Origin of the sequence: Brucella sp. NBRC 12953, from assembly GCF_040369775.1 — a bacterium.
Taxonomy (GTDB): domain Bacteria; phylum Pseudomonadota; class Alphaproteobacteria; order Rhizobiales; family Rhizobiaceae; genus Brucella; species Brucella pseudogrignonensis.
Genome location: NZ_BAABSV010000014.1, coordinates 39410 through 62477 on the forward strand (window position 1 = coordinate 39410; position 23068 = coordinate 62477).

Here is a 23068-nt window from a genome sequence, read left to right on the forward strand (position 1 = left end):
TGATGGCTGGATGACTCGCTGGGGTGGTCCCGTGATCCGTCATGATCCGCCAAGTTCAACGCTCTGGTCGCGGCGCGATGTCATGCGCTGTGGCCGGCGCAGGCGGTTGCGTCTTATCTGCGACGAAGTCGGCAATGTCGTGATAGACTTGGCCCGCCTCATCCGGCACCAGATCCTCAATCATCAAAAATGCATGGACCATATTGGAAAAATGCACATGTTTCACGCGAATATTCTGTTGGCTGAGCCGGGCAACAAAGGCGAAATCTTCATCGCGCAGCGGATCAAGCCCGCCGCTGAACAGCAGGGTCGGCGGAAAATCAGCGGCGATCGGACGATAAAGCGGTGAGACGGCGAGACGATCTTCATTGTGTTGGAAATACTGATCGAAATACCAGGCGATCTTGGTCTTATCGAGCAATTTTCCTTTGCCGTTCTCAACGACGGACGGCCAGGACAAGCTGTAATCCAGGCTTGGATAGATCAGCACAAGTTTGGAAACAAAGCCTGGCTTGCGCACTTGCAGATCCTGGGCAATTGTAGCGCTGAAGGCACCGCCGCCACTGTCGCCGACCAGGGTGAGATGCGGCAGAAATGCGATCTGGTGCTGGTTGAGAATGTCATAGACCTTCAACAGCACCGCACGGGCATCATCCAGGCCGGCGGGATAGGGCGCTTCGGGCGCGCGTCGGTAGTCGATGGCGACCACCGTGTTGCCGGTTGCCCGGGCGAGGCGTCGGGCGATTGGGTCATAGACGGTCACTGAACCACTGAGATGGCCACCGCCATGGATAAAGAACAGCACGTTGCGGGGTGAGGGATTGTCGGGGCAATAGATTCGAACCGGGATCCGTCGGCCGTCAAGCTGGATATCGGCGTTGATGACCGTATCGATCGGTGCGGGCTTCGTGACATTGGCCTTGGTGATCGATGCGAGGCCCTCCCGGCTGGAGAGTGTGTCATAGTCAGCATGGCTGACGGATTGGGGTAAAGTGCTCAGCAGCTTTGCGAGCGGTGGTTGCGGCTTTGTCGCGAGGGGTCCGAATTGTCCGACCCATTGTTGCTGGTAGCTTTGCTGCAGATGCTCGATGGATTGTTTGGAGACGGTCTGCGCATTGACGGCAATCGGCGACACGGCCAGGCAGAGGGTGAGTGTCGCCCAGCGAAGCGACGGCAATGCGGCGTGAACTTTGGTGTGCATTAAAATTCCTTAAACTCAAACAGCGGGGCGGGCTCGATACCGCCTTGAAAACGTGCCAATCGCCGGTGAGCGCCGGGCGCTGCAGCGGTTGAAATTGAAAATGTTGTCGCTTGCATCGGGGCAGCGCACCGATGGGTTAGCAGGGCTGAGGCGCAAGGCCAACAGCACAAGTTTGTGAGCTGCGTAAAACAGCCCAATTGGCGCAGGAAGAGCCATGCGTGGGGTCGCTCTGTCGCAGTGGGGGGCGTTGATGAGTGCAACCGCTTATAAAAACGGCGAGCATGACGCTCGCCGTACCATTCATCTGCTGGAGATCAGAGCAAGACAGGGTCGTCCTTCGACCCTGCCGAACGGTAATCGAGTGATAGCAAGTTTTACTTGGAAATGAAAGTAATATTTACGTTATTAAAATACATGTTATTATATTCAAAAGTAATGATCGAATATATAAACTAATACAGCATCTATATATTAATGCCTATGAAATAATACTCCCAACAACCTGCTGGCTGTTGGGAGTAGTTTATTTTGGTGTGCTGATGCCTTAGGCGGCACGCACGGATTTAGAAGCTGCGCTGGAAGCGAACCATGCCTTCCCAGGCATCCTGACCATTGAGGTAAGACCGGTCGTCTTTCCATTTGGTGTAGGAGACTTCAGGGGTGATTGTGAAGCCTGGAACCAGTTCATAGGCAATGTTTGCAGTTGCGGCAAAGGTTGAGCTGCCGTCATAGGCGAGCTGTGCATTCAGCGTTGCCTTGTCGGTTGCCTTGAATGCAGCGCCACCCCAGACGGCCCAATCACCGCCCCATGTGCCGTAGAAGCTGTTGATGGCACGAACAGCGCCGAGGTTGTTGCCATTGCCGTCATATTGCTGGATATATTCGTCCTTGATCGACTTGTATCCGCCCATCGCCCAGACCGAGAAACGATCGGTGATGTTGATGTCGGCGCGGATCTTGCCCGCCCATTCTTCATTGCGGGCATCATAGGCAGCAACCGCTGCAATCTTGCCCCAGCCCTGCTGATATTTCAGGCCGCCAACGATATGGGGGGTGTAATCCTTGATGGCGCCGTCAAAGCCATAATCACCATCGGTATCGACGTTGTTGCCCTGTTCCAGCGACAGGATGGCCGAGAAGCCATTGCCACCGGTGAAGGTGTAGCTGATCAAGCCGGTGCGGTAGCCGCCGGCGAGAATGACGTCGTCATTGATGACGTTGCCCAGATAGCCAGGGAAGGTCACGAAGGCCGATTCATCAAGACCGACGCGCAGGCCGCCCAACTGGATGTAGGCGTAACGCAGTTGGCCCGAAGCGCCTTCTTCGCCATTGCCCCATTCATAGCGGGTTTCAGCAAAGGTCGACAGGGTACCAAGTTCGGTTTCTGACGCGGTCGAGAACTGCAGCGTGAAACGGGCCAGATTGTCCCAGCCATCCCGGCGTGTGTCGACATTGCCGTCACGATCACGGAAACCGCGACCATAGACATTGTCGCCGCCGCCGACATCATAACGGACATAGCCGGAGATGTTCATGCAGGTCTGCGTGCCGGGAATATAGAAATAGCCTGCGCCGTAAGCATCACAAACGCGGACATATTCAACAGCTTCTGGTTCCGCTGATACGATGGCGTCGGCTGCATGGGCGCCGGACAAAACCATCAGGGATGCGGCCGATCCCAACAACAAGCTCTTGATTTTCATTTCATTACTCCAGAGTCGATTTTCAATAAGCCTGGATAGAAAGCATTTAACGGCTCGGCGCAAGTACAACTATTTACTAATCCGAGTTTCTGGAAATTTATGTATCCAAAAAGACACTATTTACTATCTTCTATATTATACACAATTACTTGGTTACTTATCGAACATTCTAATTAAAGCGAGGGAATACATGCAGGAACAAAATAGGGAGCCGATAGTTATGGGTTTGATGTCTGCGCAATCGGTCGGCGCTGACTTGTGATCAAGCGTGGCACCGCGTATGCGATGCCTGCATCGGTGGCGGATTGAGAGTTGAGGGGGCTGCAAAAAGGCAGACCCGACCGGGAAGAGATGGGGGAGGCACGGCTTTCCGCATCACCGCAATCGCCAGGGCGACCCCAGATCCATTGCCTTTGGTCTGCAATCAAGCTGCGCAGCGCGCATTGGCTGATCGAGCAGGCTGCGATCAGGAAGGGTCAAGGGCGATTGGCCGTTTGGAACGGCAGGGTGCTGCGTCCTGTTCATGCCGCTATCGCGAGACGATGGCCACGCTTGTTGAACGGGACGGGCAGCGTGGTAATGCTTTCATAAACACGGTTTGCGGGAGAATCATCGGCGTGGTTCGATGAACCGAAAGCGGCTCCACTGTGCCATTGGGATGCAGCAGTGCAATGAAACAAGTGTCGTTGCCGGGGCTGACCGGCCGCTCAAAAATGCGGCCGGTTGAGCAGAATTGCCGCCCCTGAAAACAGACTGGTCACGCCGGTCATCGCCCCGACCAGTTCGAAACCCTGCAGCCCGAAATTGGTGGACATGCCGTGAGTCTCATAGCTGTCGCGCACGCGCTGTAAGGCGTGATCGCCGCTCTCCCCCAGCGCCTGTTCCAGCCAGAAGTCGGCCATCATGCCATGACAAAGCCCCAGTGATTGCTGCGGGTCTCCAAGTCTGCTGCTGACAATGCGCATGTCTTCTTCAAACATCTGCGGCGTCATATAGTGGCGCAGCGCCAGGCGGGAGAAGCCGAATCCTGCTGTCCCGTGGCACCAGGAACTATCCGGCGCATCGCTGCAGTCCAACCGCCGCCATCCGGCTGCACTGCGATGGGCTGTTTCATGGCGGAGATTGCTTTCGATCAGCCGTCTTGCCGCGGGCTTGTCAACCGCCATCTGCTGCATGAACTGTGCCAGCACGGCTGACACACCGGCTGTTCCATGCGCAAATCCGATGAGGGTGTTATCATTGCGCAAACGGCTTGCGTGGCGAATGATCTGTTCGAACAGCTGATGGGCGAGACGACGGATTTCTACGGCGATCGGCAGGTCTGCGTAGAGCTGATCAAGCCGCAACAGCATGGCGAGTGTTCCTGCCGCACCCGACACATAATCGAGCGCGCGATAGTGTTGCCAATCCGTCAGGGCCAGGCAAAAGCACAGTTTTTGCAGGCCACGCTGCAGCAGCGGCAGCAGCGGCAGCAACTTGTCGCGTTGCATGAAGCTGATGGCCCACAGCGATCCTGCCGCGCCCGTCAGCGCCCCATGCCCCACAACTGGGGCTTCATCGAGCTGTTGGACGACCTGTCGCGTCAGTTGCTTGGAAAAGTCAAGATAGCGCTTGTTTCCGGTGCGGTGACCGATCAGATGATAGGCGAGCGCGATGCCCGACGCTCCGTCGTAAAGATCATCGCCACTCAAGCCGGCCTGGGCCGTTTGATCCGCGCTGATCGTCAGGGTTCGCCAGCAATAGCGCCCATTTTCCGCAAGCATTGAGCCAGCGATCACTTGATCAAGAATGCTTTGCGCGAGGCTGAGCAGCCAGGCTTGATTGCTCTGCCGGATTCTGGCTTTCCGCCGGTGTTTTACAGGCGTCATCGCATCGCCGCGCCGCAGCCTGTAGGCGAGCAATGCCTGTTCGAGGTCGGCCAAGCCTTGGTTGATAAAGTCTGCGGAAAGCCGGGCGAGCTGGTGCTTTACTTTCGCCGCCGGACTGCGGCAGACCGCAACCTCAAGGGCCTGATGGTTGCCGTCCTGAAGCAGCGACCCTTGAAAATCTATCTCAAAATAGGGGATGTCACCCCGTTTGAGCTGTGTTCGTTCACTGGCAGCGATGGCGGGGTGACGATCGGCTGTGCACAAAGCAGAAAATTCCCGTTCCTCGCGGTTGTGAAACAGCGCGTCAGGATGCCAGCTATTGTGGAGGATGGTCGCATAATCCCGGGTGGTCGCACATAGAATACGCACCCGCGCACCCTGCATCGCTGCCTGCAGCCGCTCCATCACCGCAGCGGCGTTCTGCCTGAGAAAGCCAAGTGTTTCTTGGAAGCCGTCAATCAGATCTGCCTTATAGACGAGAAAATCGGCCACCTTTTCCGACCCTATGCGGACATCACATGGTGGTGCCTTCACCGGAAGGGATTGCAGCCGCATACGCGCATTGCTACGGCGCTGCTGCGGGTTGACAAGCTGCTCCAGCCGGGTTTCGGTATGATGCGCGGGTAAGGGGCTCATTTCGATGGTGGGGTGAAGCTTGTGTGCCGGCAGCAGCAGGGACGTGTAGAGATGCCCCTCCCAGGCGGGCGCTATCGGCTGTTTGAGGCTGCACGAGAAAAGTGTTTCGCAGTCGACAATGACCGGATAGGCGCCGTTCGCGACGAGATTATCCTTATGGAGATCGGTGGAGGCGAAGATGTGGGTGAGGCCGACGAGAGCGCCGTAGCGACGATAGTACTGCCGCAACTGCTGCTGGCTGTCACAGGCGGTGTGATCGATCGCCTCTGCCCAGCCGTAGCCCTGTTTCAGCACAACATGTGGCACCCGGTGGTCGATGTCCGTTATACCATTCCACCAGGCGATGAAATCGGCAAAGCCCGCGTCAATGGTCAGATCCCGCGGCTTGTAATAGATGACACGGCAGCTGTTGTCAGCATTCCGATAGCTGATACGCGCTGTCTGCTGCAAGCCACGATGGGGGTCGCCCACCAGATCGATAGCGCTGACCGCACTGACCCGTCCATCCTGGTACAGGCACTCTGCCACTGCGCTAATATCTCTCTCAATGCGGCTGAGCAGCAGCGACAGGCTTTGTTGCAGACCACGTGCCTGTGAACACCAGCGCTGCCACAGGGCGGGATATTTCTGAAACAGCATCGACAGGTTGTGCTCCTGCACCACTTCGGTCACAAAATAATTGAAGCGCTCTGTGGCATTGCCACCCTGCAAAAGGCCTTCTGTTTCCGCGAAATTCATCTCCACCATCAACAACCGCTCAAAGCTCCGCTTTAGCAAGGGCGTCCACGCCTGTTCGCAAAGCCTGTCGATGACATCGGCACGGATCAATGGCGATTGCCGCCCCACGCCACGCAAGCCGCTTCGCTTGAGCAGATGCTGATAGATGGAACCGAACATATCCTGTTCAAACATGACCTTCATGGCCCTTTCATCGCCAGCCTGTGCGCAAAATCGAACCGGTTTCAAGGAACCCAGCTGTCAGGCTTCGCCCGTCACATTGTGCAGTCCTCCTGGCGCGCGGCTGCTGCTTTCGCGCTTGATGCCGATGACATCGACTGCCATCGAAAAGCGCACGCCGCTGTTCACCGTACCCCGCACGACGAAGCTCTGCTTGTTGGCTGTCTCGTCGCGACAGACGAAACCTGCCTTTATGAACACGGGCAGAGAAGGCCTGACCGGTCCCGAAAACCACCAGTGCATGCCGCGAATAAAGATAAATCGCAACGGGCGTTGTTGCTGCCGCCTGATGTGCTGGATTGCAACGAAGCCGATCGATTGCACCATCCTTTCCAGCAGGAGATGGGGAACGTGAAACCGATCGTGGCACCGGACATGGGTTAATGCTGTTAATGCAGCATCATCAATCGTCAGAGATTCGATCTGATAGCTTTCGTCCTTGAAACGGTCGGTGAAATAGCTGAACTGTTTGATTTCAGCCTCGTCTGTATATGTCTGACAAGGTCCCATTGCCCTGCACCTCGCCACATAGGGATGGAATTCAAGGCGACGGGCTACGGTTTACGCGCAGCCCGCAACGCATAGGCTCGGAAAGACTGTGCCGGATCGCCCGATCTTCTCGCGCTCAATCCCTTGAAGGCGGGCGCAATCCGAGCCTTGGCGCGCGCTGCGCTAATGGCAGTTGGGTCCCGTATTGACAAAGCCGGCGCACTCCATGCCAGTGCATCCGGGATCATTGGTGCAGGCTGTTTGTGCCTTTGGCAAAGCGACCGGCTGGCCGATGACCTTATGGGCGAGTGTCTGACTGTAGGATGGTGATAGCATCATAATTCTCCAAAATCACGGGGGTAAATGAGAGCTTATATGCCGAGGTGTCTGTTATCTTCGCCTCGACACACCTCTCATATTACAGGGTTTGCCCGTGCTGCCTACTACCAGTTCAAGCCTGCTATTAGTTCATCCCTCAATTGAATTGGGCCAACAAAGGATTGGGGGTTTTCGTTCGTGATCTTGCTGGCCGGTGCCTGATCTGCGCGGCCTGGTTATCGTGCAGCCATGACGCTTTGTCGGCAATTATCGGGCTTTGTCAGCCTGGTTCAGTTCCTCGAGCAGCGCAATCAGATTGGGGGCCAAGCTGCGCAGTTCAGCCAGATGCGTTTCGGTCAGCCGTTGCAAGAGATCGTCGGCCTTTGGAGTGAGAATGATGCGCTGACGGCGGCGATCATCGGGATCGGTTTCGCGCTGCGCCAGATTCGCCTCGACGAGACGGCCAACCAGTTCGGTGGCGCTATGGGGTGCAATCACCAGCCACTCGGCAAGGTCTCCGATGCTCATGGCCTGATGGTCAGCCTGTGCCTTGATGGCCAACAGCGCTTGATGCTGCTGGGTCGGTAAGCCTTCGGCTTCTGCAGCCGCCGTGCTGAAACTCATGAAGCGGCGCAGGTAGTGGCGAAATTGTGCCAGCGACCGATAATCCTCGACCGTTAAACTGTTGTTGGCTTCTGTCATGCCCACTCCTGTGCCGGCGTTGTGCTTGCTTGCCGACGCGATGGAGGACGGGTGCGCGCGGCCCTGTTGTTTGATCATAATTGCGCGCTTGCGCCTACACAGAAAAGTGTTTTCACAATATATCGTAATACGAGGTAATCCCAAGCGCTGTGACCATTGTGGTCCTTGCCGTGCTCGAAGCGGCAATCATTTGAAACAAGGATCCGCCATGGGCCGGCAAAATTCGATGGACGAGAACCGCGATTTCATGCGCGGACTGCCGCGGCGCGAAGCCGCTGATTTTTCGGCGGACAGACGCGTCGTTCTGCTCATTGGGATGGCGGTTGTCACCGGTGCGGCGAGCACGGTCGCGGCTTACGCACTGCTCAGTCTTATCGCTTTTGTCAGCAATCTGGCATGGTTTGGCCGCCTCAGCGCCGCGCCGGTGAGCCTTGCACAGGTTGCCGCCTCCGGCTGGGTGGTGGTGATCCCGGTGCTTGGCGGGCTGATCATTGGCCTGATGGCGCGGTTTGGTTCTGATAAAATACGCGGTCATGGCATTCCCGAAGCGATTGAAGCCATCTTGTTTGGCCGCAGCCGCATGTCGGCGAAGGTCGCAGTGCTGAAGCCGATTTCCTCGGCGGTTTCGATCGGTACCGGTGGTCCGTTCGGTGCGGAAGGTCCCATCATCATGACCGGTGGCGCGATCGGCTCGCTTTTTGCGCAGCTTTTTCATATGAGCTCTGCTGAGCGCAAGACGCTGTTGGTCGCGGGGGCCAGTGCGGGAATGACGGCGATTTTCGGCACGCCGATTGCCGCGGTGATGCTTGGTGTCGAATTGCTGCTGTTTGAATGGAAGCCCCGCAGCTTCATCCCGGTGGCAGCGGCGGCTGTGGTGGCAGCTGTGCTGCGGCCGTCTTTTTTTGAGTCCGGCGCATTGTTTGCGACCCATTTCAATATTGCGCTGCCCTGGTGGGGTCTGGTCTGTTTCATCGCGGTGGGGCTTGTCTGTGGTCTTTTCTCGGGTTTGCTGACGCAGCTGCTCTACAGGCTGGAAGATTTCTTCGAACAATTGCCCATCCATTGGATGTGGTGGCCGGCACTGGGCGGGGTCGTGATCGGCCTTGGCGGGCTCGTCGAGCCGCGCGCACTCGGGGTGGGATATGATCTGATTGACGGGTTTTTGCACAACAGATTTCTCAGCAGTGTTGTGATCTCGGTGCTGATTGTGAAGGTCACGATCTGGCTGGTAGCGCTTGCATCAGGGACCTCGGGGGGTGTTCTGGCGCCGCTTCTGATATTTGGGGGTGGTACCGGCTGGCTATTGGGGTTGTGGTTTCCCGGGGATGACGCCGGTTTCTGGGCTTTACTGGGCATGGCTGCCATGATGGGAGGAACCATGCGTGCGCCTCTGACGGCCACGTTCTTTGCGGTCGAAGTGACCGGGGATTTCAAGCAGATTGTTGCGGTTTTTGTTGCCAGTGTCACGGCATATTGCGTGACAGTTCTGCTTTTAAAGCGGTCCATGCTGACCGAGAAGATTGCGCGGCGCGGCCATCACATCACCCGCGAATACAGTGTTAATATTTTGGAGTCGATGCGGGCCAGCCATGTGATGGTGGCGCAGCCAGAAACCTTGCCGGCGTCGATGTCGGTGCGTGCTGCGCGGGATTTCTTTGCGCTGGCTACGGCAAGACACCGCTTTTATCCGGTGATTGACAGCCACAATGTTCTGCTGGGCATGGTTGGGCGCGCCGATGCGCTGCGTTGGACGGCATCGCCTGAACAAATGCTCGAGCAATCGCTCGGCGGCTTTGTGGCGGGGCGAAAGCGGGTGGTCGCCTATCCCGATGACAGTGTCGCCTATCTGATTGATCTGATGCTGGTCAATGACAGTGGTCGGATTGCGATCATCGACAGGATGACGGGTTGCCTCGAAGGTCTGGTCAGTCGCCAGGACATTCTGCGGCTGCGCGTTGTTGCCAACAGCGAAGAGCATGAGCGTTCGGCGTTTCACAGTGCTGCGCCATCTGTTGTTTGAGGTGCTGTTGCGCGCTGCAGCCTGGCATGAAACGAGGAGAAAAATCGCGCTTCGAACCAGGCTTGCGATCGCGTAGGCAGCAGACGCATCAGGATTAAGCAGGCATTCATAAGCTGTCACTTTGCCCGCAACGCAACGAAAGACTGCACAGCCAAAGTCTGCGCAGATGCGGCTTTGCATGAAATCAGCTCTGTCCGAGCGGTGTGGTCAGCAGACCCGCGCCTTTTGCTGCGGCCACAAACAGACTGCGCGCTTGGTTGGGTCGGCCCTCCATATCATCGAGGCAGGCGTTCAGGGCCAGTCTGTAGTCGTCATCAAGCGCGTGTTCGGGCCAGGCGGTCAACAGGCATTGTGCGGCTCCGGCGGAGGATCTGATAATGCGTGGTCCGCTATCAAAATGGATTTTAAGTGGATGTCCCCAAGACATGGTGGCTCCTTCTTGAAGATGTGTCCGACCGGCAATCGCCTCCAGCCACATCTTTCGCCTGTCGGTAAATGATAGTTTTCATCACGAAGCCTGGCCGGAAGACGAGGCTAAATATCGCAGTGGTTGCGAGGGCATAGGAATTCTGCGCGCCGAATCTTCATTGTTCAACTCGCAACAAATTCCCACCATTTAAGCGGTAGGTAGAGGTACCGTATAGCGATTGATACTGTGCGGCAAACATCTGTTATCCTTTTCAGGATTATATATGTCGCGAAGACTCCATGGGGAAATGAGCGGATGCAAGCAACCCGATATCGCATCATGGTGATTGCCATTGTCCTGGCTGTGATCGGCGCATTGGTCCCGTTGATCGTGATGGCCTGGATGTCGTGGCAGATCGCGGTCAGAAAGGAATTGAGCTATCTCAGTCTGTTTGCACAACGGGTAGAGTTTCGCGCCGAGACGACATTTTCCGATGCGCGCGCTGTGCTGGTGGCAATGCAGGACGCCGGATTGCAGCCATGCACAGCCGCCCATATCGCGAAAATGCGGGATGCTACGGTGAATTCTTCGGGCGTTGAGGAAATTGGCTTTTTCGCTGAAGGCCGGCTGCAATGCACATCCTGGGGTCCGGTTGAAAGCGAATTGCGGCACGGCATGCCCGATTTCGTCACCAATGATGGGCTCAATGTCACGCTTAAAGTTACGCCATATGTGAGTTCTGGCAGTGTGATGACGGCATTGCAGCTAGGACACTATAATGTGTTGATCCAGCCCGGCCGCTTTGTCGATGTGGTTCTGGACCCTGGTATGAATGTCGCTTTGATCACCGAAGGCGGACGTCTGTTGGGCGTGCGCGGGCAAGCGATCGCGCCGGCGCTGTTGCAACGGGTTATGACCGAGCCGCAGGGCGAGGCGGATGGTCGCTTCTTCAGCACGGCGCGCAGGAATGGGATGATCGCCATTGCGACGCAGCCAAGCTCCAATATTGCGGCCAAGTTCGTTCGCGAGTTGATCGTCTTCCTGCCGATTGGCGCAGCCATTGCGCTGTTCATGGTTGGACTGGTGATCTGGTTGTCGCGCAAACGCCTGTCGCCGCAGGCGGAGTTGGAACTGGCGGTCCGCAATCGCGAATTCATTGTCGCCTATCAACCCATTCTTGAACTCAAGAGCGGGATCTGTGTGGGGGCGGAAGCGCTTGTTCGCTGGAGGCGCCCGGATGGGAGCGTGATCCGGCCGGATATATTTATTCCACTTGCGGAGGAAACCGGCTTGATCGCAGCCATCACCGACCAGGTGATTGCTGCGGTGGTGGAGGAGCTCGGTCGCGTGCTGGTCGCCGACCGGACATTGCATATCGCCATCAATATCAGTGCGCAGGACATCAAGTCCGGTCGGGTGCTTGCGGTCCTCGATCAACAGCTCACAAAGGCGGATATCCGTCCGCAGCAGATCTGGCTCGAGGCCACGGAGCGGGGATTTATTGAGGTCACCGCTGCACGCACCACATTAACAGCTGCGCGGCAGCGCGGCCATTCGGTGGCGATTGATGATTTTGGCACGGGCTATTCCAGCCTGAGCTATTTGCAGCAGCTGCCGCTGGATGCCCTGAAGATCGACAAATCCTTCGTGGATACGATCGGACGCGAGACGGCGACCAGTTCGGTGGTGCTGCATATTATCGATATGGCCAAGGATCTGGGTTTCTTTAGTGTTGCAGAAGGCATCGAGACGCAGCAACAGCTTGATTTTCTCTGTGCTCAGAATGTTGATTTCGGGCAGGGCTGGCTGTTCTCGCGACCGTTGCCAGCAGCGGAGTTCATCCGTTTCCAGCAAGCGCGAAAGAGCCGGTTCGGGGCGGCAGCAGAAGTCATCCAGGTCACCGCCGTCGATTGAAGCGTTGCAAGCTTACGGGCGGACGCCCGGCTATTCCTCCTCATTTCTAGGGGTTTGCGTGCCGGCCGCGGCAGCCTATACCTAGAACAGTGGAGTATCGGCTTCGGGTCGGTGTTGGACAAGGCGCGTGTCGTGGGTGTTTGCAATGCGGATAGGCGGCGCAACGCTTGTTGCTGGTGCTCGGCTCAGCCTGTCAGGGTTGGTTATTCGATGAGGTTTCAGCCGCAATGGTCTTTGGTCTCCAAACCGATCATGGCGCGCCGTTTTTAATCGGGAGGCCGGCGTACCCTTGCTGGCGCGTGACCCTATCTGGGGTCAGTATCTGGGGTCAGTGGCTGGCGGGATGGCAAATTCCCCCTTCACAGCCGGCTTATGCACAAGGACTTTGATGATGGCAGGCAATCGAACCAATCCCAGTTTTATGAATGGCGTGCCGGAGCTTCTCATCCTCAAGCTGCTTTCGGGCCGGGAAATGTATGGTTACGAGGTGGTGCAGGCGATCCGCTTGCATACTGCGGAGGCGATCGCACTGGGGGAAGGTGTGGTCTATCCGGTTCTTCATGCGCTTGAGCGCGAAGGGGCCTTGCAGTCCCGGCGCCTGAATGTTGGGGGACGGAACCGGATCTATTATTCGATAACCAGGGCTGGTGAGTCGCGGTTAACCGAATTGGCCTCCAACTGGAGCGCGCTGGCCACCACCATCCAGAGTGTCATTTTCACCGGCCAACCGCGCGGCGCCGTCTGACAGAGGGTCGCCACCGCAGAATGTTTGCCTGACCCGTCCGGCAATCCGCGTCAGCGATGGTAGCGGCGCAGTTCCTGCCATTGTGCGATGGTCCAGTATGGCATCAGCGTCAACAGCAGATCATCGACAATCCGACTGAAATTCTCACTGCCAATTCGAACGGTGAAATGCACAATGCCAGGCAATTGGGCGCCGGGCATGATCGTTGCAATATTGATCATGCTGCCAAGCACCGCGAGCAGACACAAGGCGAAGACTGGCCAGAAGGCGGGCAGTCGCTGACGGATGGCGATCATGGCGACGCTCCAGCCGCAGAGCACCGGCAGCACCGCATCAAACAGAATTGCGATCACAGTGCCGAGCGTCTGTGCGGTGGCGGGCGACAGAACCGAACACAGCATCGAAAGCAAGCTGACGCCGAGGAAGATGACGCCGATAAGGATGACGGCAGGTGCAAGCACCAGAGCGCAGAAAGGTGCGGTCGCAAAACGGGAGCGCAAATGCGATGCGTTGAGCATGGCTTGCGTGCATTGGCCGATATCGCCCAAGCGGCGGGCAGCGACCTGGCGCGCGTGATCGGGCGCGTGACCTTCAGCCAGGCATTGATCGCGCAGCGCCTCAAAATGCTGCGAGAGTTCAAGCGCGCAGCGATGGGCATGGCGCCAAGCAATACCGTGACGCAAAAGTCTGTCGCGAAGGTCGAGAAACTGTCTTTCCATGGATGCTCCGGCGCCTTTTTTTTACCAAGGCGTAAGGCTTGGCAACGTGTGACGCAAAGGATCGAACAGGCACAAGCCAAGGGCCGCGCTCCGCGCCTGATTGTCCGCTGCGCCTTTTGAAATCCGCTCCTTGCGATGAGAGCGGGATCGCCTGCTCCCAACCGACCGATTTATACGGTCATTGCATTGGTTTGTGCAGCACCGCCAACAGCTCTGCATGTTCACCAATGCCACCGATTGGCGAGAAAGCCGTGGCTTTGGTTTGCAAGCCTGGCGCGTTGGCGCGCTTTATCGTGATGTCGTTGTTGAAGTGGCTTTGGTGTGGTGTTCTCATCCAGCCCTGCGTTTCTGGCTGCAATCGCGCGACGCAAGCGCTTTGAGCACACAAGATAGAGAGGCAATGTTGCCGCCAGGTAGACCCCAAACCAGCTCCAGCTGGAATTGGCCACGTTGGTACAAAGGCGCAATGATCCTCCCATCAAGGCTATCCGCGCGTCGATGACGAGCCAGCAGCTGTTGCCGGCCAGGCTTAAAAGCCCGATGAGGGGCCAGAGCGCCGACATGGGACGTCTGAGAGCAAACAGCACGAGCGCCCATCCGCACAGCAATGGCAGCAGGTAGTTGCAGCCGAGCTTTATCAGCTGCGCGGTCTGCACAAGCATGTCGTCGGAAATGCCATGCGTGCGGAAGACAAGAGGCATCAGCAGCAGGACGTTGCCCAGAACAAGAAAAATATTCGGGGCAACGATCATCTGAAGCGCCCGCCACCAGACATTCGCTTTCGCCTCGTCGACTGCAGCGATCGGTGCGTGTTGTTGTTGATAAGAGATGCGCATGCACCAAAGATCGACGGGCAACAGGGCGCGCATTGCGTCTGTGCGATAGGCTTTCACGGGCGTGATAGCGCGCAGCGCTTGCAGGCATTGTCGGGTCTTGTGACCCAAAGCCGAGTCCAAGAAGACGGCGCGCTGGCCTGCATAGCTGAAAAGCTGCGCCGCGAAGGCTTGATGGTGAAAACGCCGGATTGCACTTTGTCGCTCCTGCACAGCATCCAGTGACGAGGCAACAGCCTCTGTGCAACGATTGTGTTGATCGTTCCGCTCCAGATAAGCGCGTGCGATATCATAACCGCTGGGCTTGCCTGGTGTCCGCAGGCTCAGGATCGCCCGTTGCCCGGCGGATTGTGGCGCAGTGTGTGTCATGTGGGACATGGAATGAGCCCTGACTGTTGGTTATACCTATAACTAAAAGGCATAAGCCAGTTGCCTGCCGTTGCTCAATCGCAACTTATTGCCTGCACACATACTGTGGGTTGGGTACAGATGCGCGGAGCTGAACCGGCGGGATTGCGGCCTTTGCTCTCCAGGGCAGGCGAGTGCCGCTCTAAAATGGTCAGCGCCGAACACCACCTTCGTTATGCTGGCCGAACGGCCTCTGCGCACGGCCACAGACACGCCCTCATGCTGCGCGGTGTTGCCAAAGCGAGCGATGCCGGAAAGGGGATCTGTACGCTCAGCAAGCGGTTGTCTGACGGCGGCGGCTCTCGCAATATACCATGTTACTTATTGAAAACTCTATATAATCCATCACTAGAACTTGGCATTGAATGATCATGGCAACTATGGTCAAAGCGATGTCTCACACTTCCGGGAGGTTGGAAGTGTCGACCGAGCGCTCGACGCGTCTCCAGCCCGTTGGGCGCTCGGTTTTATGACGTGTTGCGTTCCGGCAGGTCCCAGCGACCGCGCCCTGAAGAGCCAGGACAGGGAAAAGCAGGTCTGATAAACCCCCGCGCGGCATGGCGGCCATTGCCTTGATCGCTTCGACGGACAGCGGGCCAGCGCCGCAACCGGTGCATCTTGTCAATGATCGGCGATCTGGCGTGCGATCCGGATATAGTAGCTGACATGCTTGTCCTCAATATCCGAGAACCGGTCCAGCCGGATATGGCGACGCAGATTGCCGACACCGCGCAGGACATCATAGGGGTCGAGAAATGTGGCGCCATGACTGAATTCAAGCGTCAAATGATCCTGAAACGAGAAGAGCCCACAAAAGTCTGAGCGCGCCCGGAACAAAATCCCACCATATTGGAGGTGTTCCCGCACGCTGTCGCAAGAGGCGAGCGCGATCGCCCGCACGCGTTGAACGGTCTCGACTTGTTCGCTGCGCAATGTGCGGATGTTTTGGAGGAGTGTTTCGATCTTGTTGCTGGACATGGTGCATGCGTCCGGGATTGATAGGGTGGCTTTCTCACGGCGTGGGCTGGCGATCGCGCTCGCCTATGGGGTGCAGCCCGCGATATCTTGCGAGCAACAGCGCGCAGGACGCGACGCTGTCAACGACCGTCTCACATCAAAGCGCAGGGCTGCACAGCCGTCGGGACCGCGCGCGGCCAGGCACCGGCTCGCATCGGACTGAGGACTTTGATTGCAGGATATTGACTTGAAACGGTGAAAATTCATGATCATCCCCTCCCGCAATCTGCCCCCCCCCGGCCAGATGCGCGCATGTCTCGCTGGAAAACCGCGTGCAAACCAAGCTGACCCTGTTGCGATCACCGTGATCTTTTGCGGTTAAGGGAGAGCCACAGACCCTGCGGCTCTCCTTAAGGAGGAGTCTGTCGATCCCAAAAAACTCAACAAACTCGCTATGCAGCGTCTTTATCGGCATAGATAGCTGTATTGTCAATGAAGATTCTGAGAAAAATGTAGTAAAGACATTGTATTTATCAAATATAAAAAACTAATATTTGCATTATTAACATATGAAATAGAGTAACTATTGATTTTTGTTACGCAGACTGGCAGTTGTAAAACAACAGTCAACGTATCTTGCGTGGCCACGACACGAAAGCCCAAATACGCCGTGAGATGCGTTCGACGCTGTGTCTTTAAGTCAAGGGCCTTCGGTTGCCTGTGGTCCGGTGCGCGGTAACGCGCTCGGCTGTGATGGGCCAGTCTCACTTCGAAGTGGAACCGATGCTCATGATAAATTCGCCGGCTTGCTTGCCATTCGCTATGCCGCAAGCGCGTGCCTGTGCAACAAATTCAACGAAATGATACGTTTAGCTATATTAAATGAGACAAAATGCCAGCTTATTGCGCAGCGCGGTGGTGCTGTATCTGCTATAAATTTTATGCGCCTAATTTAAGTTGTTTTATTTTAACAGCTGTCCAGATAGGTGGGCGTGGAAAATGTTAGATACGCTTTTACTTGCTTTATTTTGCTGCACCAAATCATGACAGGGCTCTTCTGGGCGAAGTCAGTCAAATGGCAACACAGTAACTGGATGATTTCATGACAATACATCACGACTATTCTGAACTTAACGAAAACGCCGTGAGCACATCGCGATTCCTGGTTGGCTTTGCCAATCCGACCCGCCTGCGCATTCTAAGCAGGCTGCTTGACGGGGAGTGTTCGGTGGGCGAGATGGCGGAATGGCTCAACATCAGTCAGTCAGCGCTGTCTCAGCATCTCGCAAAGCTGCGGGAGTTGAAGCTCGTCGCAACGCGCCGCCATCGCCAGACTATTTTTTACTCGGCTGCTTCGCCGCATATCGAGCTGTTACTGTCGACCCTGAACGGCTTACGGCTACCCAAGACAGAAATTCAGGACATCAATGTGGGTGCCTATCCACGCCATGCTTGATGGTCCATTGCAGATGGCCGGGATTGCCTGATGTCGGGAGCCCGGCCTTTCTGGTCTCATTTGATCCGCCACTGCGCTGTCGTCACCGACAAGACTCTGAAAGAAGGGGAGCAGGATGAAAAAGATTCTCAGTTTTCCGGCTTTGGTTGCCGTTCTCGCGCTGGGCGCAGCGAATGCGCAGGCCGGAGAAAAAGCCGCCACCGCAGTCGAGGCGGTGATTATTGGGGGTGCTGTCGTGGGCGGGGCTGCCCTTGCCTTGAAGCCGCATCACCACAAGCATTATCCGGTAGAGCCACTCCCTGATCACCGTTTCGATCAAGGCATGTCTTATCCAACCACGATCCCGCTCGCGCCCGGTCCGGTGATATTGCCCCATCCCATCGGCAGTGGGGTGCATGGTTCCAGTGACCGTCCCGCCGCCATTGGCGCCGGCGTTTCTCCAAAATCGTCATCGCCCATTGGAGCTGGGGTATCCCCCCAATCCAGTCCGCACCCCGCGCGCAAACCGGATTATGACCCCTATCATAGCAACTGAGCGGCTCTGCTTTTTGGGGTGAGCCTTCCGGTTGCGGCTGAACGCGGTCAATGAACGCGTCGCTAAAGGATCGTGTTTTCTTTTAACCTTTCGCCCGGACTTTATCGCCTTTTGACCAGATCAATGACCTGGTGCACGACTTCTTGCTGCAATGGACGTTGCTTTTCAATATTGAAATGGCCAACGTCTTTCACCCCGGAAAAATCGCGATTGTTGAGCTTGCCTTTAAACCCCGGTCCGGGCTTAAGCGGCAATCCCCAACCATGGTGTGAGAAATAGAAATTGTCGGCTTTTCTGACATTTTTTGGCAAGGGGTCCGGTGCAGTTGCGGCAAAGCTCGCGAGATAGTCGACCGGAATAGCGTGTTTGTCGAGGATCGCGGCAATGGCGATAATGGCGTTGGCGCCCAAAGAATGACCGATCAGGATAACCGGTTGGGGTCCCAGTTTCTGGCGGTCAGCGATGATGGCTTCGGCAACCAGACGCCAGGCTGCATGGCTTTCGACATGGGTGATAATTCCCGACGCGCGCAGATCTGCACCGATGGCGTCAAGTCCGGTTGAAAAGATATTCGCAAATCCCCGCAGCAGATAGACCGAGGCTTGGGGCAGCGTTCGCCTGCTCTTTACCGGCGTGGTTTGCAGGTCCTTTGGCAATGCGGGAGCGCTGAAGGCTGTCGGGGCGGTCAGCAGAGCCAGGCTGAGCCCCAGCAACTGGCGACGATGAAGAGGCATGGAGTTTGATTGGCGATCACGGCTGCGCATTGCAATCTCTTCCTACCAGAACTTGGGAATGATCCGACCGGTCCGCTTGGCATAGGCGTCGTAATCCGCGCCAAACCGGGTCCGCATCATCGCTTCTTCGTGCGCAACGCGGTAAAAATAAAGCACTCCGACGCCGATCAATCCCGCCGGGCCGACGATCCAGTTTTGCAGGAGGCAGGCTTGTGCCAGCGCCCAGAGCCAGAAAGAGAGATACATCGGATGGCGGACATAATGATAAAGCCCTTGCGTCACCAGGGCGTGATCATTGCGGATCTGCAACGATACGGACCAATTGCGCCCCAATTGTTGATGGCTTGCATAAAACAGAATGAGGAAGGCGATCTCCACCACCAGGCCGATCCAACCCAGCCAAGGCTGGAAGGGATAGTCGGCTGCCGTTGGAAAACCGGTCGCCACATAGACAAATGGAATAAGAGACAGTGACAGGGTTGCCGCGGTCAGTGCCAGCCGGTCAAGTGCGGTGCGCGCATCATCCTGCACCGTGGTCTTACGCGCCCGGCGCCGATGCGGAATGCGGATGATCACCCAGGCCATCAGCCCCGCCGCCCAGATAATCATTGCCAGCTGTGGCGTCACCGGCAGCCCTCCTCAAAGCCTTGTCGATTGCCCAAAACATGGTTCCTTGCCCGATCCTCCAGCGTCGTCGGCCCGCAACAGATCTGAAAGAAATCGTACCAGTAGGCTTTGGTATTGCCGAACACATATTGATAATGCACGCGAAAGAAATTGCGCTTGATGCGGCGGTAGGTATCGGGTTGCAGCATCTCTTTCATTCTGACGCTGCGTATCAGCGGAAAGTCGCTCTTGGTCGGCTTTCCCAGATTCATTTCCTTGACCGGGTCGGTCTTGTAGAAATTGATCGGATCCGTCAGGCACTGAATCTCCACCCATTGCAGATGCGGGTCGGCCACCAATTTGCTGACATTTTGGCGGAAGGCCGTCGCACTTTTGCAGTAACCGGCTTTCAGGGCGGTTGACCCCAGCGTCAGGATACTGACTCTGGCTGCCCGCCGAGAAAACCCTTTATCCAACGAAAGACAGCGCGCTGCAACGTCCAGGATCAGCATGCCGCCGGTGCTGTGGCCGATCAGAATGATTTCATCGTAGCGCGCGGAGCGAACCGCCCGCACAATTGAACCGGCGAACTCCTGCAGCAGCGCCTCGGCATCGGGACGCCGTCCCTGGATGAACTGGAAGGAGAATGACCACAGGTCCATCAGATGCAAGAGTGACCATTGTTTCCCGAGGATCGATAGCGCCACAAAAAACACCACCAGGCCGATTGCTATGCTGGCCAATCCTAGCCAGGGGGAGAGCAGCAAGGCGGAAACAACAGCCAACAATGCGAATACGACCAGTGTTATGAACGGATAGATGAAATAGAGTCCGAAGCGCCAGGCTTTGTGGAAAAAGCGCTGGGCGCTGCCCGCAAGGATGAAGCCAGAAAACGCGGTGAGATAGTGGACGAGCCGAGAGAGCAGCGGGCGATTGAAATCGGAGAGTACGAGCCTGTCGAGGGCAAGAAAGGTGAAATCACTCTGCGTTGACCAGCCCTCGGACAGGCTGTGCGCGGTCAATGTTACGCTGGCCCTGTCGATATCAGAACGCAGATCGGAAACCGAAGTCGCAGTGTCCCACAGATGGTCAAACCGCTGGACTTCCTTGCGCATCCGTCCGAAAAATGCCTCTGGCGTCTTCGGGTCATAGCCACCAATAAAAAACAGTGCGCGTCGTGTAACCGATTGCTCCATGAGCAAAGACTAATGAGGATCATTTCGAATGTCGAGAGCAAACAGCGCGATGGGTTCGAGGGCAAAAACGGGCTGACGGTTTGCCGGCAAGGGGTTTTGGCGCGCTGGCGCGAGCCGTCGATAAAACGCACCCCGAAGCTGTCACGATCGGGATGCGTGCGTGTGGCCAAAAGCTAGCAGGCGCCGGGTCAACCAACCGGGCGCTTTGCTGCTCGATCAGGCAAGGCCGAGACGTTTGCGCAGTTCGGCATTTTCCTTGCGCAGCTTGTCGGCCAGCGACTTGCGCAAGCGCTGGTTTTCGGCTTCCAGCGAGACCAGGGCCTTGAGATCATCACTCGCAATAGGGGCCTTGGCCGGCGAAGCTTTGTTCGAGGATGGCTTGGCCGATGGGGTTTTTGCGGCAGCTGCCTTTGGCTTGGAAACCTTTGCCGGTACCGCCTTGGTTGCGGCCTTCGCCGTTGAGGCCTTGGCTTTCGACTGGACGTCGTTCTTCCAATTGTAATAGGTCTGTTCGCTCAGATTGAGTTTGACGAGCGTATCCTTGAGCGTTTTGCCGGCTGCGGTTTCGCTGGCGACTGCGGCCAGCAGACTGGATCGTTCTGCCGGCGTGTAGCGACGCAGCTTGCGCGCAGGTGCAGCCGGTGTTGTCTGAGCAGGCTTGGATTTCGGTGCGGTCTTTTTCGCAGCCGGTGCCTTCTTTTCGGCAGCCTTTGCCTGTTCTGGCTTTGGCGTGGTTATTGGTTCTGAAACTTCGCTCGGGTTCTGATCAGCCATGTGTCACTTCTCCTAATATGATGGTACAATTGCACAGCATTCGGTGTGAGCCTATAACAATAGAATTAACCTATTCTTTAAGATACTGCATGTGTCGTTGCTTTTTATAAATCAATAGTCGAGCAAGGTCCAGTTCGTCTATATCGCCCCCCAGTCAAGGCATGTGCGTTTCGAAAGGGACCGGTTGGTCGGCCCTGTCTCAACGTGGGGCCTCGCAAAAAAGGACGGCCTTGCGGGTGGCACGCAATCTTTCGACCAATGTAGCGTTGCGACATGAGTGGTGGGAAAAGCCGCCATTCTCTCCCGCAAGTCCAACCCATGTTGCGCTTTGCGAACAGGTGCCGCAGCTTCGGCATGATCGCAAGGGAGCGCGTTTGCATCCCCGGCTGCAGGGGAGGCTGCAGGGGAAGATATCGATTTCTGGGGGGAGGTGACGAAGAGCATAGAAGGGATCAGCACGGCGCCCAATTTTACCGTGAGCGTGCCGGGATGTTGAAACCCGTCTCGATTGCCCCATTTATCCTCGAAAACGTGAGGTGGAGAAAATGGACAAAGGCTCCGGCGATGCTTCCGATGCCCATGGACGGCTGGCGCTTTTTGATTTCGCCTTCCAACATGCCCCGATTGGAATCGCGCTGGTTGATATCAAAGGCCACATCTTGCGCGGCAATGCTGCCTTTGCAGCGATGATCGGTTTGCCGCTGGCGCGGGCGGAGGGTCTGCATTTCAAGGCATTTACCCATCCCGATGACCTGGCGGCTGACCTCAATCTCTTCGAAGAGGTACTGGCGGGAAAGCGCGATGGCTATACGATTGAAAAGCGCTATCTGCGCCCCGATGGCACCCATGTGCATGTGCATATTCATGTTGCAGCGATGCGTGACAGCAAGGGCGCGGTGGTGCGCTTCATTTCTCAAATCGAGGACATCACCAAAAGCAAGGAGGCCGAGCGTGAACTGGCTGAACGCGCTGCGATGCTGTCGCTGGCCATGCAGGCACTGCGCGGCGGGTTCTGGCATATGGACGTCAAAAGTGAAACCTTTGAGACATCCGACAGACTTGCAGAGTTCATCGATGGCGCAAAGGCGTCCCGCCTTGATCTTGAGGCCTATCTGGCGCGGATCAACCCGGACGATCTTGCCGCCGCCGATCTCGAACCATTGCTGCGGGGTGCCGTGGATCAATCGGTGGCGGAATATCGACTGAAGACCATTGATGGCGAGCGCTACATGCGCTGTGACCGGCGATTGTTGCGGGATGAGGATGGTGCACCGATGCGCATTGTCGGTGTAACAATCGACATGACGCAGGAGCGTCTTAAACTTGAGGATCTGGAACGACGATCGGAGACGGATCTGCTCTCTGGCTTGCGCAACAGGCGTGGATTTGAGCGGGGGTTCGAAGCGCTGCAATCCGCGTCGGGCTATTGTATTTTGGCTATTGATCTTGATGGTTTCAAAGCGGTCAATGACCGCTATGGCCACGCGATGGGGGATGCGATATTGGCCGCGACCGCCGAGCGCCTTTTGACTGTTGCCGGTTCGAACGATCTCGTCGCCCGCATTGGAGGAGATGAATTTCTGATCGCCCATGGTGGCGCGCAGCAGAGCGGCGTTCGTCTGGCGGGCAAGATTGTCGCGGCGATGCGCCAACCGATCCATATTGGCACGGTGGCAAGCGATGTGGGTGTCAGTATTGGTGGCATCTGGACCCAGGAAAAGGCACCGCTCGCGCAACTGGTCGCTCAGGCTGATGGCCTGCTGTATCAGGTCAAGGGCGCGGGCAAGGGCGGCTCGCGGTTTTCGGCGAATATCAGGCGCTGAGGCGCGCAATAAACTGGATGGCTTGAAGTCAAGACAGTTTGATTGTCACTTAAAGCCGCGTCGAT

Annotated in this window: 20 protein-coding genes; 7 read left to right on the forward strand and 13 right to left on the reverse strand. The window is 56.7% G+C overall.

Annotated elements, in window-relative coordinates:
• Positions 1-55: 55 nt before the first annotated feature.
• Complete coding sequence (locus ABWV94_RS22465) at positions 56-1201, reverse strand: alpha/beta hydrolase (RefSeq protein ID WP_353415417.1); 1146 nt, start codon at positions 1199-1201, stop codon at positions 56-58.
• A gap of 214 nt (positions 1202-1415) precedes the next feature.
• Between ABWV94_RS22465 and ABWV94_RS22470 the strand changes: the two genes are divergently transcribed.
• Positions 1416-1589 (forward strand): hypothetical protein, encoded by a 174-nt coding sequence (locus tag ABWV94_RS22470; protein ID WP_353415418.1) that lies wholly within the window; start codon positions 1416-1418, stop codon positions 1587-1589.
• A 175-nt stretch (positions 1590-1764) separates the two neighbouring features.
• Here ABWV94_RS22470 and ABWV94_RS22475 read toward each other — a convergent pair whose 3' ends face one another.
• From ABWV94_RS22475 to ABWV94_RS22490, 4 genes are all read right to left on the reverse strand, one after another.
• Positions 1765-2904 carry a porin gene (locus ABWV94_RS22475; protein ID WP_113496571.1) on the reverse strand — a complete coding sequence of 380 codons (1140 nt, stop codon included), beginning with the start codon at positions 2902-2904 and terminating at the stop codon, positions 1765-1767.
• Between the two features lie 707 nt (positions 2905-3611).
• The gene (gene lanM / locus ABWV94_RS22480) at positions 3612-6329 is read right to left on the reverse strand and encodes a type 2 lanthipeptide synthetase LanM (RefSeq protein WP_353415419.1); all 2718 of its coding nucleotides are present in this window, start codon (positions 6327-6329) and stop codon (positions 3612-3614) included.
• A gap of 57 nt (positions 6330-6386) precedes the next feature.
• Positions 6387-6875: a hypothetical protein gene (locus ABWV94_RS22485; RefSeq protein ID WP_353415420.1), complete on the reverse strand. Its 489-nt coding sequence runs from the start codon at positions 6873-6875 to the stop codon at positions 6387-6389.
• Between the two features lie 564 nt (positions 6876-7439).
• Positions 7440-7874: a MarR family winged helix-turn-helix transcriptional regulator gene (locus tag ABWV94_RS22490; RefSeq protein ID WP_353415421.1), complete on the reverse strand. Its 435-nt coding sequence runs from the start codon at positions 7872-7874 to the stop codon at positions 7440-7442.
• Positions 7875-8082: 208 nt separating this feature from the next.
• Between ABWV94_RS22490 and ABWV94_RS22495 the strand changes: the two genes are divergently transcribed.
• Complete coding sequence (locus ABWV94_RS22495; RefSeq protein ID WP_353415422.1) at positions 8083-9894, forward strand: chloride channel protein; 1812 nt, start codon at positions 8083-8085, stop codon at positions 9892-9894.
• Positions 9895-10078: 184 nt separating this feature from the next.
• On the opposite strand, the gene ABWV94_RS22500 is transcribed toward ABWV94_RS22495, so the two are convergent.
• Entirely contained in the window at positions 10079-10321 is a 243-nt protein-coding gene (locus tag ABWV94_RS22500) for a DUF982 domain-containing protein (protein ID WP_353415423.1), read from the reverse strand.
• A 297-nt stretch (positions 10322-10618) separates the two neighbouring features.
• Here ABWV94_RS22500 and ABWV94_RS22505 point away from each other — a divergent pair, with 297 nt between their 5' ends.
• A complete protein-coding gene (locus ABWV94_RS22505) occupies positions 10619-12217 on the forward strand; it encodes an EAL domain-containing protein (protein ID WP_353415424.1) in 1599 nt (532 codons plus the stop codon).
• A gap of 388 nt (positions 12218-12605) precedes the next feature.
• Complete coding sequence (locus tag ABWV94_RS22510; RefSeq protein WP_353415425.1) at positions 12606-12962, forward strand: PadR family transcriptional regulator; 357 nt, start codon at positions 12606-12608, stop codon at positions 12960-12962.
• Between the two features lie 50 nt (positions 12963-13012).
• Here the strand turns inward: ABWV94_RS22510 and ABWV94_RS22515 are convergent, their stop codons facing one another.
• The 3 genes from ABWV94_RS22515 to ABWV94_RS22525 all read right to left on the reverse strand — a co-directional run bounded on the left by ABWV94_RS22515 (position 13013) and on the right by ABWV94_RS22525 (position 15900).
• Entirely contained in the window at positions 13013-13681 is a 669-nt protein-coding gene (locus ABWV94_RS22515; protein ID WP_113496564.1) for a hypothetical protein, read from the reverse strand.
• A gap of 221 nt (positions 13682-13902) precedes the next feature.
• Complete coding sequence (locus ABWV94_RS22520; RefSeq protein ID WP_353415426.1) at positions 13903-14892, reverse strand: hypothetical protein; 990 nt, start codon at positions 14890-14892, stop codon at positions 13903-13905.
• 651 nt (positions 14893-15543) lie between these two features.
• Positions 15544-15900, reverse strand: a complete 357-nt coding sequence (locus tag ABWV94_RS22525; protein ID WP_353415427.1) for a DUF1801 domain-containing protein — start codon at positions 15898-15900, stop codon at positions 15544-15546.
• 1081 nt (positions 15901-16981) lie between these two features.
• Between ABWV94_RS22525 and ABWV94_RS22530 the strand changes: the two genes are divergently transcribed.
• Positions 16982-17335, forward strand: coding sequence for an ArsR/SmtB family transcription factor (locus ABWV94_RS22530; protein ID WP_353415428.1), 354 nt, complete (start codon positions 16982-16984; stop codon positions 17333-17335).
• Positions 17336-17450: 115 nt separating this feature from the next.
• Positions 17451-17870, forward strand: coding sequence for a hypothetical protein (locus ABWV94_RS22535; RefSeq protein ID WP_353415429.1), 420 nt, complete (start codon positions 17451-17453; stop codon positions 17868-17870).
• Between the two features lie 101 nt (positions 17871-17971).
• Here ABWV94_RS22535 and ABWV94_RS22540 read toward each other — a convergent pair whose 3' ends face one another.
• From ABWV94_RS22540 to ABWV94_RS22555, 4 genes are all read right to left on the reverse strand, one after another.
• The gene (locus ABWV94_RS22540; RefSeq protein WP_502905211.1) at positions 17972-18604 is read right to left on the reverse strand and encodes an alpha/beta fold hydrolase; all 633 of its coding nucleotides are present in this window, start codon (positions 18602-18604) and stop codon (positions 17972-17974) included.
• Between the two features lie 42 nt (positions 18605-18646).
• Entirely contained in the window at positions 18647-19213 is a 567-nt protein-coding gene (locus ABWV94_RS22545; protein ID WP_502905212.1) for a protein-S-isoprenylcysteine O-methyltransferase, read from the reverse strand.
• A 14-nt stretch (positions 19214-19227) separates the two neighbouring features.
• Positions 19228-20406, reverse strand: coding sequence for a lipase (locus tag ABWV94_RS22550; protein ID WP_353415432.1), 1179 nt, complete (start codon positions 20404-20406; stop codon positions 19228-19230).
• Positions 20407-20622: 216 nt separating this feature from the next.
• A complete protein-coding gene (locus ABWV94_RS22555; RefSeq protein ID WP_113496556.1) occupies positions 20623-21180 on the reverse strand; it encodes a transposase in 558 nt (185 codons plus the stop codon).
• A gap of 545 nt (positions 21181-21725) precedes the next feature.
• On the opposite strand from ABWV94_RS22555, the gene ABWV94_RS22560 reads away from it, so the two are divergent.
• Positions 21726-23003, forward strand: a complete 1278-nt coding sequence (locus ABWV94_RS22560) for a diguanylate cyclase domain-containing protein (RefSeq protein ID WP_353415433.1) — start codon at positions 21726-21728, stop codon at positions 23001-23003.
• The last annotated feature ends 65 nt before the right edge of the window (positions 23004-23068 follow it).

Excerpts from the sequence above, each read along its gene's own strand:
- ABWV94_RS22465 (WP_353415417.1), bottom strand. The coding sequence starts at position 1,201 with ATGCACACCAAAGTTCACGCCGCATTGCCGTCGCTTCGCTGGGCGACA.
- ABWV94_RS22470 (WP_353415418.1), top strand. The coding sequence starts at position 1,416 with ATGCGTGGGGTCGCTCTGTCGCAGTGGGGGGCGTTGATGAGTGCAACC.
- ABWV94_RS22475 (WP_113496571.1), bottom strand. The coding sequence starts at position 2,904 with ATGAAAATCAAGAGCTTGTTGTTGGGATCGGCCGCATCCCTGATGGTT.
- lanM (WP_353415419.1), bottom strand. The coding sequence starts at position 6,329 with ATGAAGGTCATGTTTGAACAGGATATGTTCGGTTCCATCTATCAGCAT.
- ABWV94_RS22485 (WP_353415420.1), bottom strand. The coding sequence starts at position 6,875 with ATGGGACCTTGTCAGACATATACAGACGAGGCTGAAATCAAACAGTTC.
- ABWV94_RS22490 (WP_353415421.1), bottom strand. The coding sequence starts at position 7,874 with ATGACAGAAGCCAACAACAGTTTAACGGTCGAGGATTATCGGTCGCTG.
- ABWV94_RS22495 (WP_353415422.1), top strand. The coding sequence starts at position 8,083 with ATGGGCCGGCAAAATTCGATGGACGAGAACCGCGATTTCATGCGCGGA.
- ABWV94_RS22500 (WP_353415423.1), bottom strand. The coding sequence starts at position 10,321 with ATGTCTTGGGGACATCCACTTAAAATCCATTTTGATAGCGGACCACGC.
- ABWV94_RS22505 (WP_353415424.1), top strand. The coding sequence starts at position 10,619 with ATGCAAGCAACCCGATATCGCATCATGGTGATTGCCATTGTCCTGGCT.
- ABWV94_RS22510 (WP_353415425.1), top strand. The coding sequence starts at position 12,606 with ATGATGGCAGGCAATCGAACCAATCCCAGTTTTATGAATGGCGTGCCG.
- ABWV94_RS22515 (WP_113496564.1), bottom strand. The coding sequence starts at position 13,681 with ATGGAAAGACAGTTTCTCGACCTTCGCGACAGACTTTTGCGTCACGGT.
- ABWV94_RS22520 (WP_353415426.1), bottom strand. The coding sequence starts at position 14,892 with ATGTCCCACATGACACACACTGCGCCACAATCCGCCGGGCAACGGGCG.
- ABWV94_RS22525 (WP_353415427.1), bottom strand. The coding sequence starts at position 15,900 with ATGTCCAGCAACAAGATCGAAACACTCCTCCAAAACATCCGCACATTG.
- ABWV94_RS22530 (WP_353415428.1), top strand. The coding sequence starts at position 16,982 with ATGACAATACATCACGACTATTCTGAACTTAACGAAAACGCCGTGAGC.
- ABWV94_RS22535 (WP_353415429.1), top strand. The coding sequence starts at position 17,451 with ATGAAAAAGATTCTCAGTTTTCCGGCTTTGGTTGCCGTTCTCGCGCTG.
- ABWV94_RS22540 (WP_502905211.1), bottom strand. The coding sequence starts at position 18,604 with ATGCCTCTTCATCGTCGCCAGTTGCTGGGGCTCAGCCTGGCTCTGCTG.
- ABWV94_RS22545 (WP_502905212.1), bottom strand. The coding sequence starts at position 19,213 with ATGATTATCTGGGCGGCGGGGCTGATGGCCTGGGTGATCATCCGCATT.
- ABWV94_RS22550 (WP_353415432.1), bottom strand. The coding sequence starts at position 20,406 with ATGGAGCAATCGGTTACACGACGCGCACTGTTTTTTATTGGTGGCTAT.
- ABWV94_RS22555 (WP_113496556.1), bottom strand. The coding sequence starts at position 21,180 with ATGGCTGATCAGAACCCGAGCGAAGTTTCAGAACCAATAACCACGCCA.
- ABWV94_RS22560 (WP_353415433.1), top strand. The coding sequence starts at position 21,726 with ATGGACAAAGGCTCCGGCGATGCTTCCGATGCCCATGGACGGCTGGCG.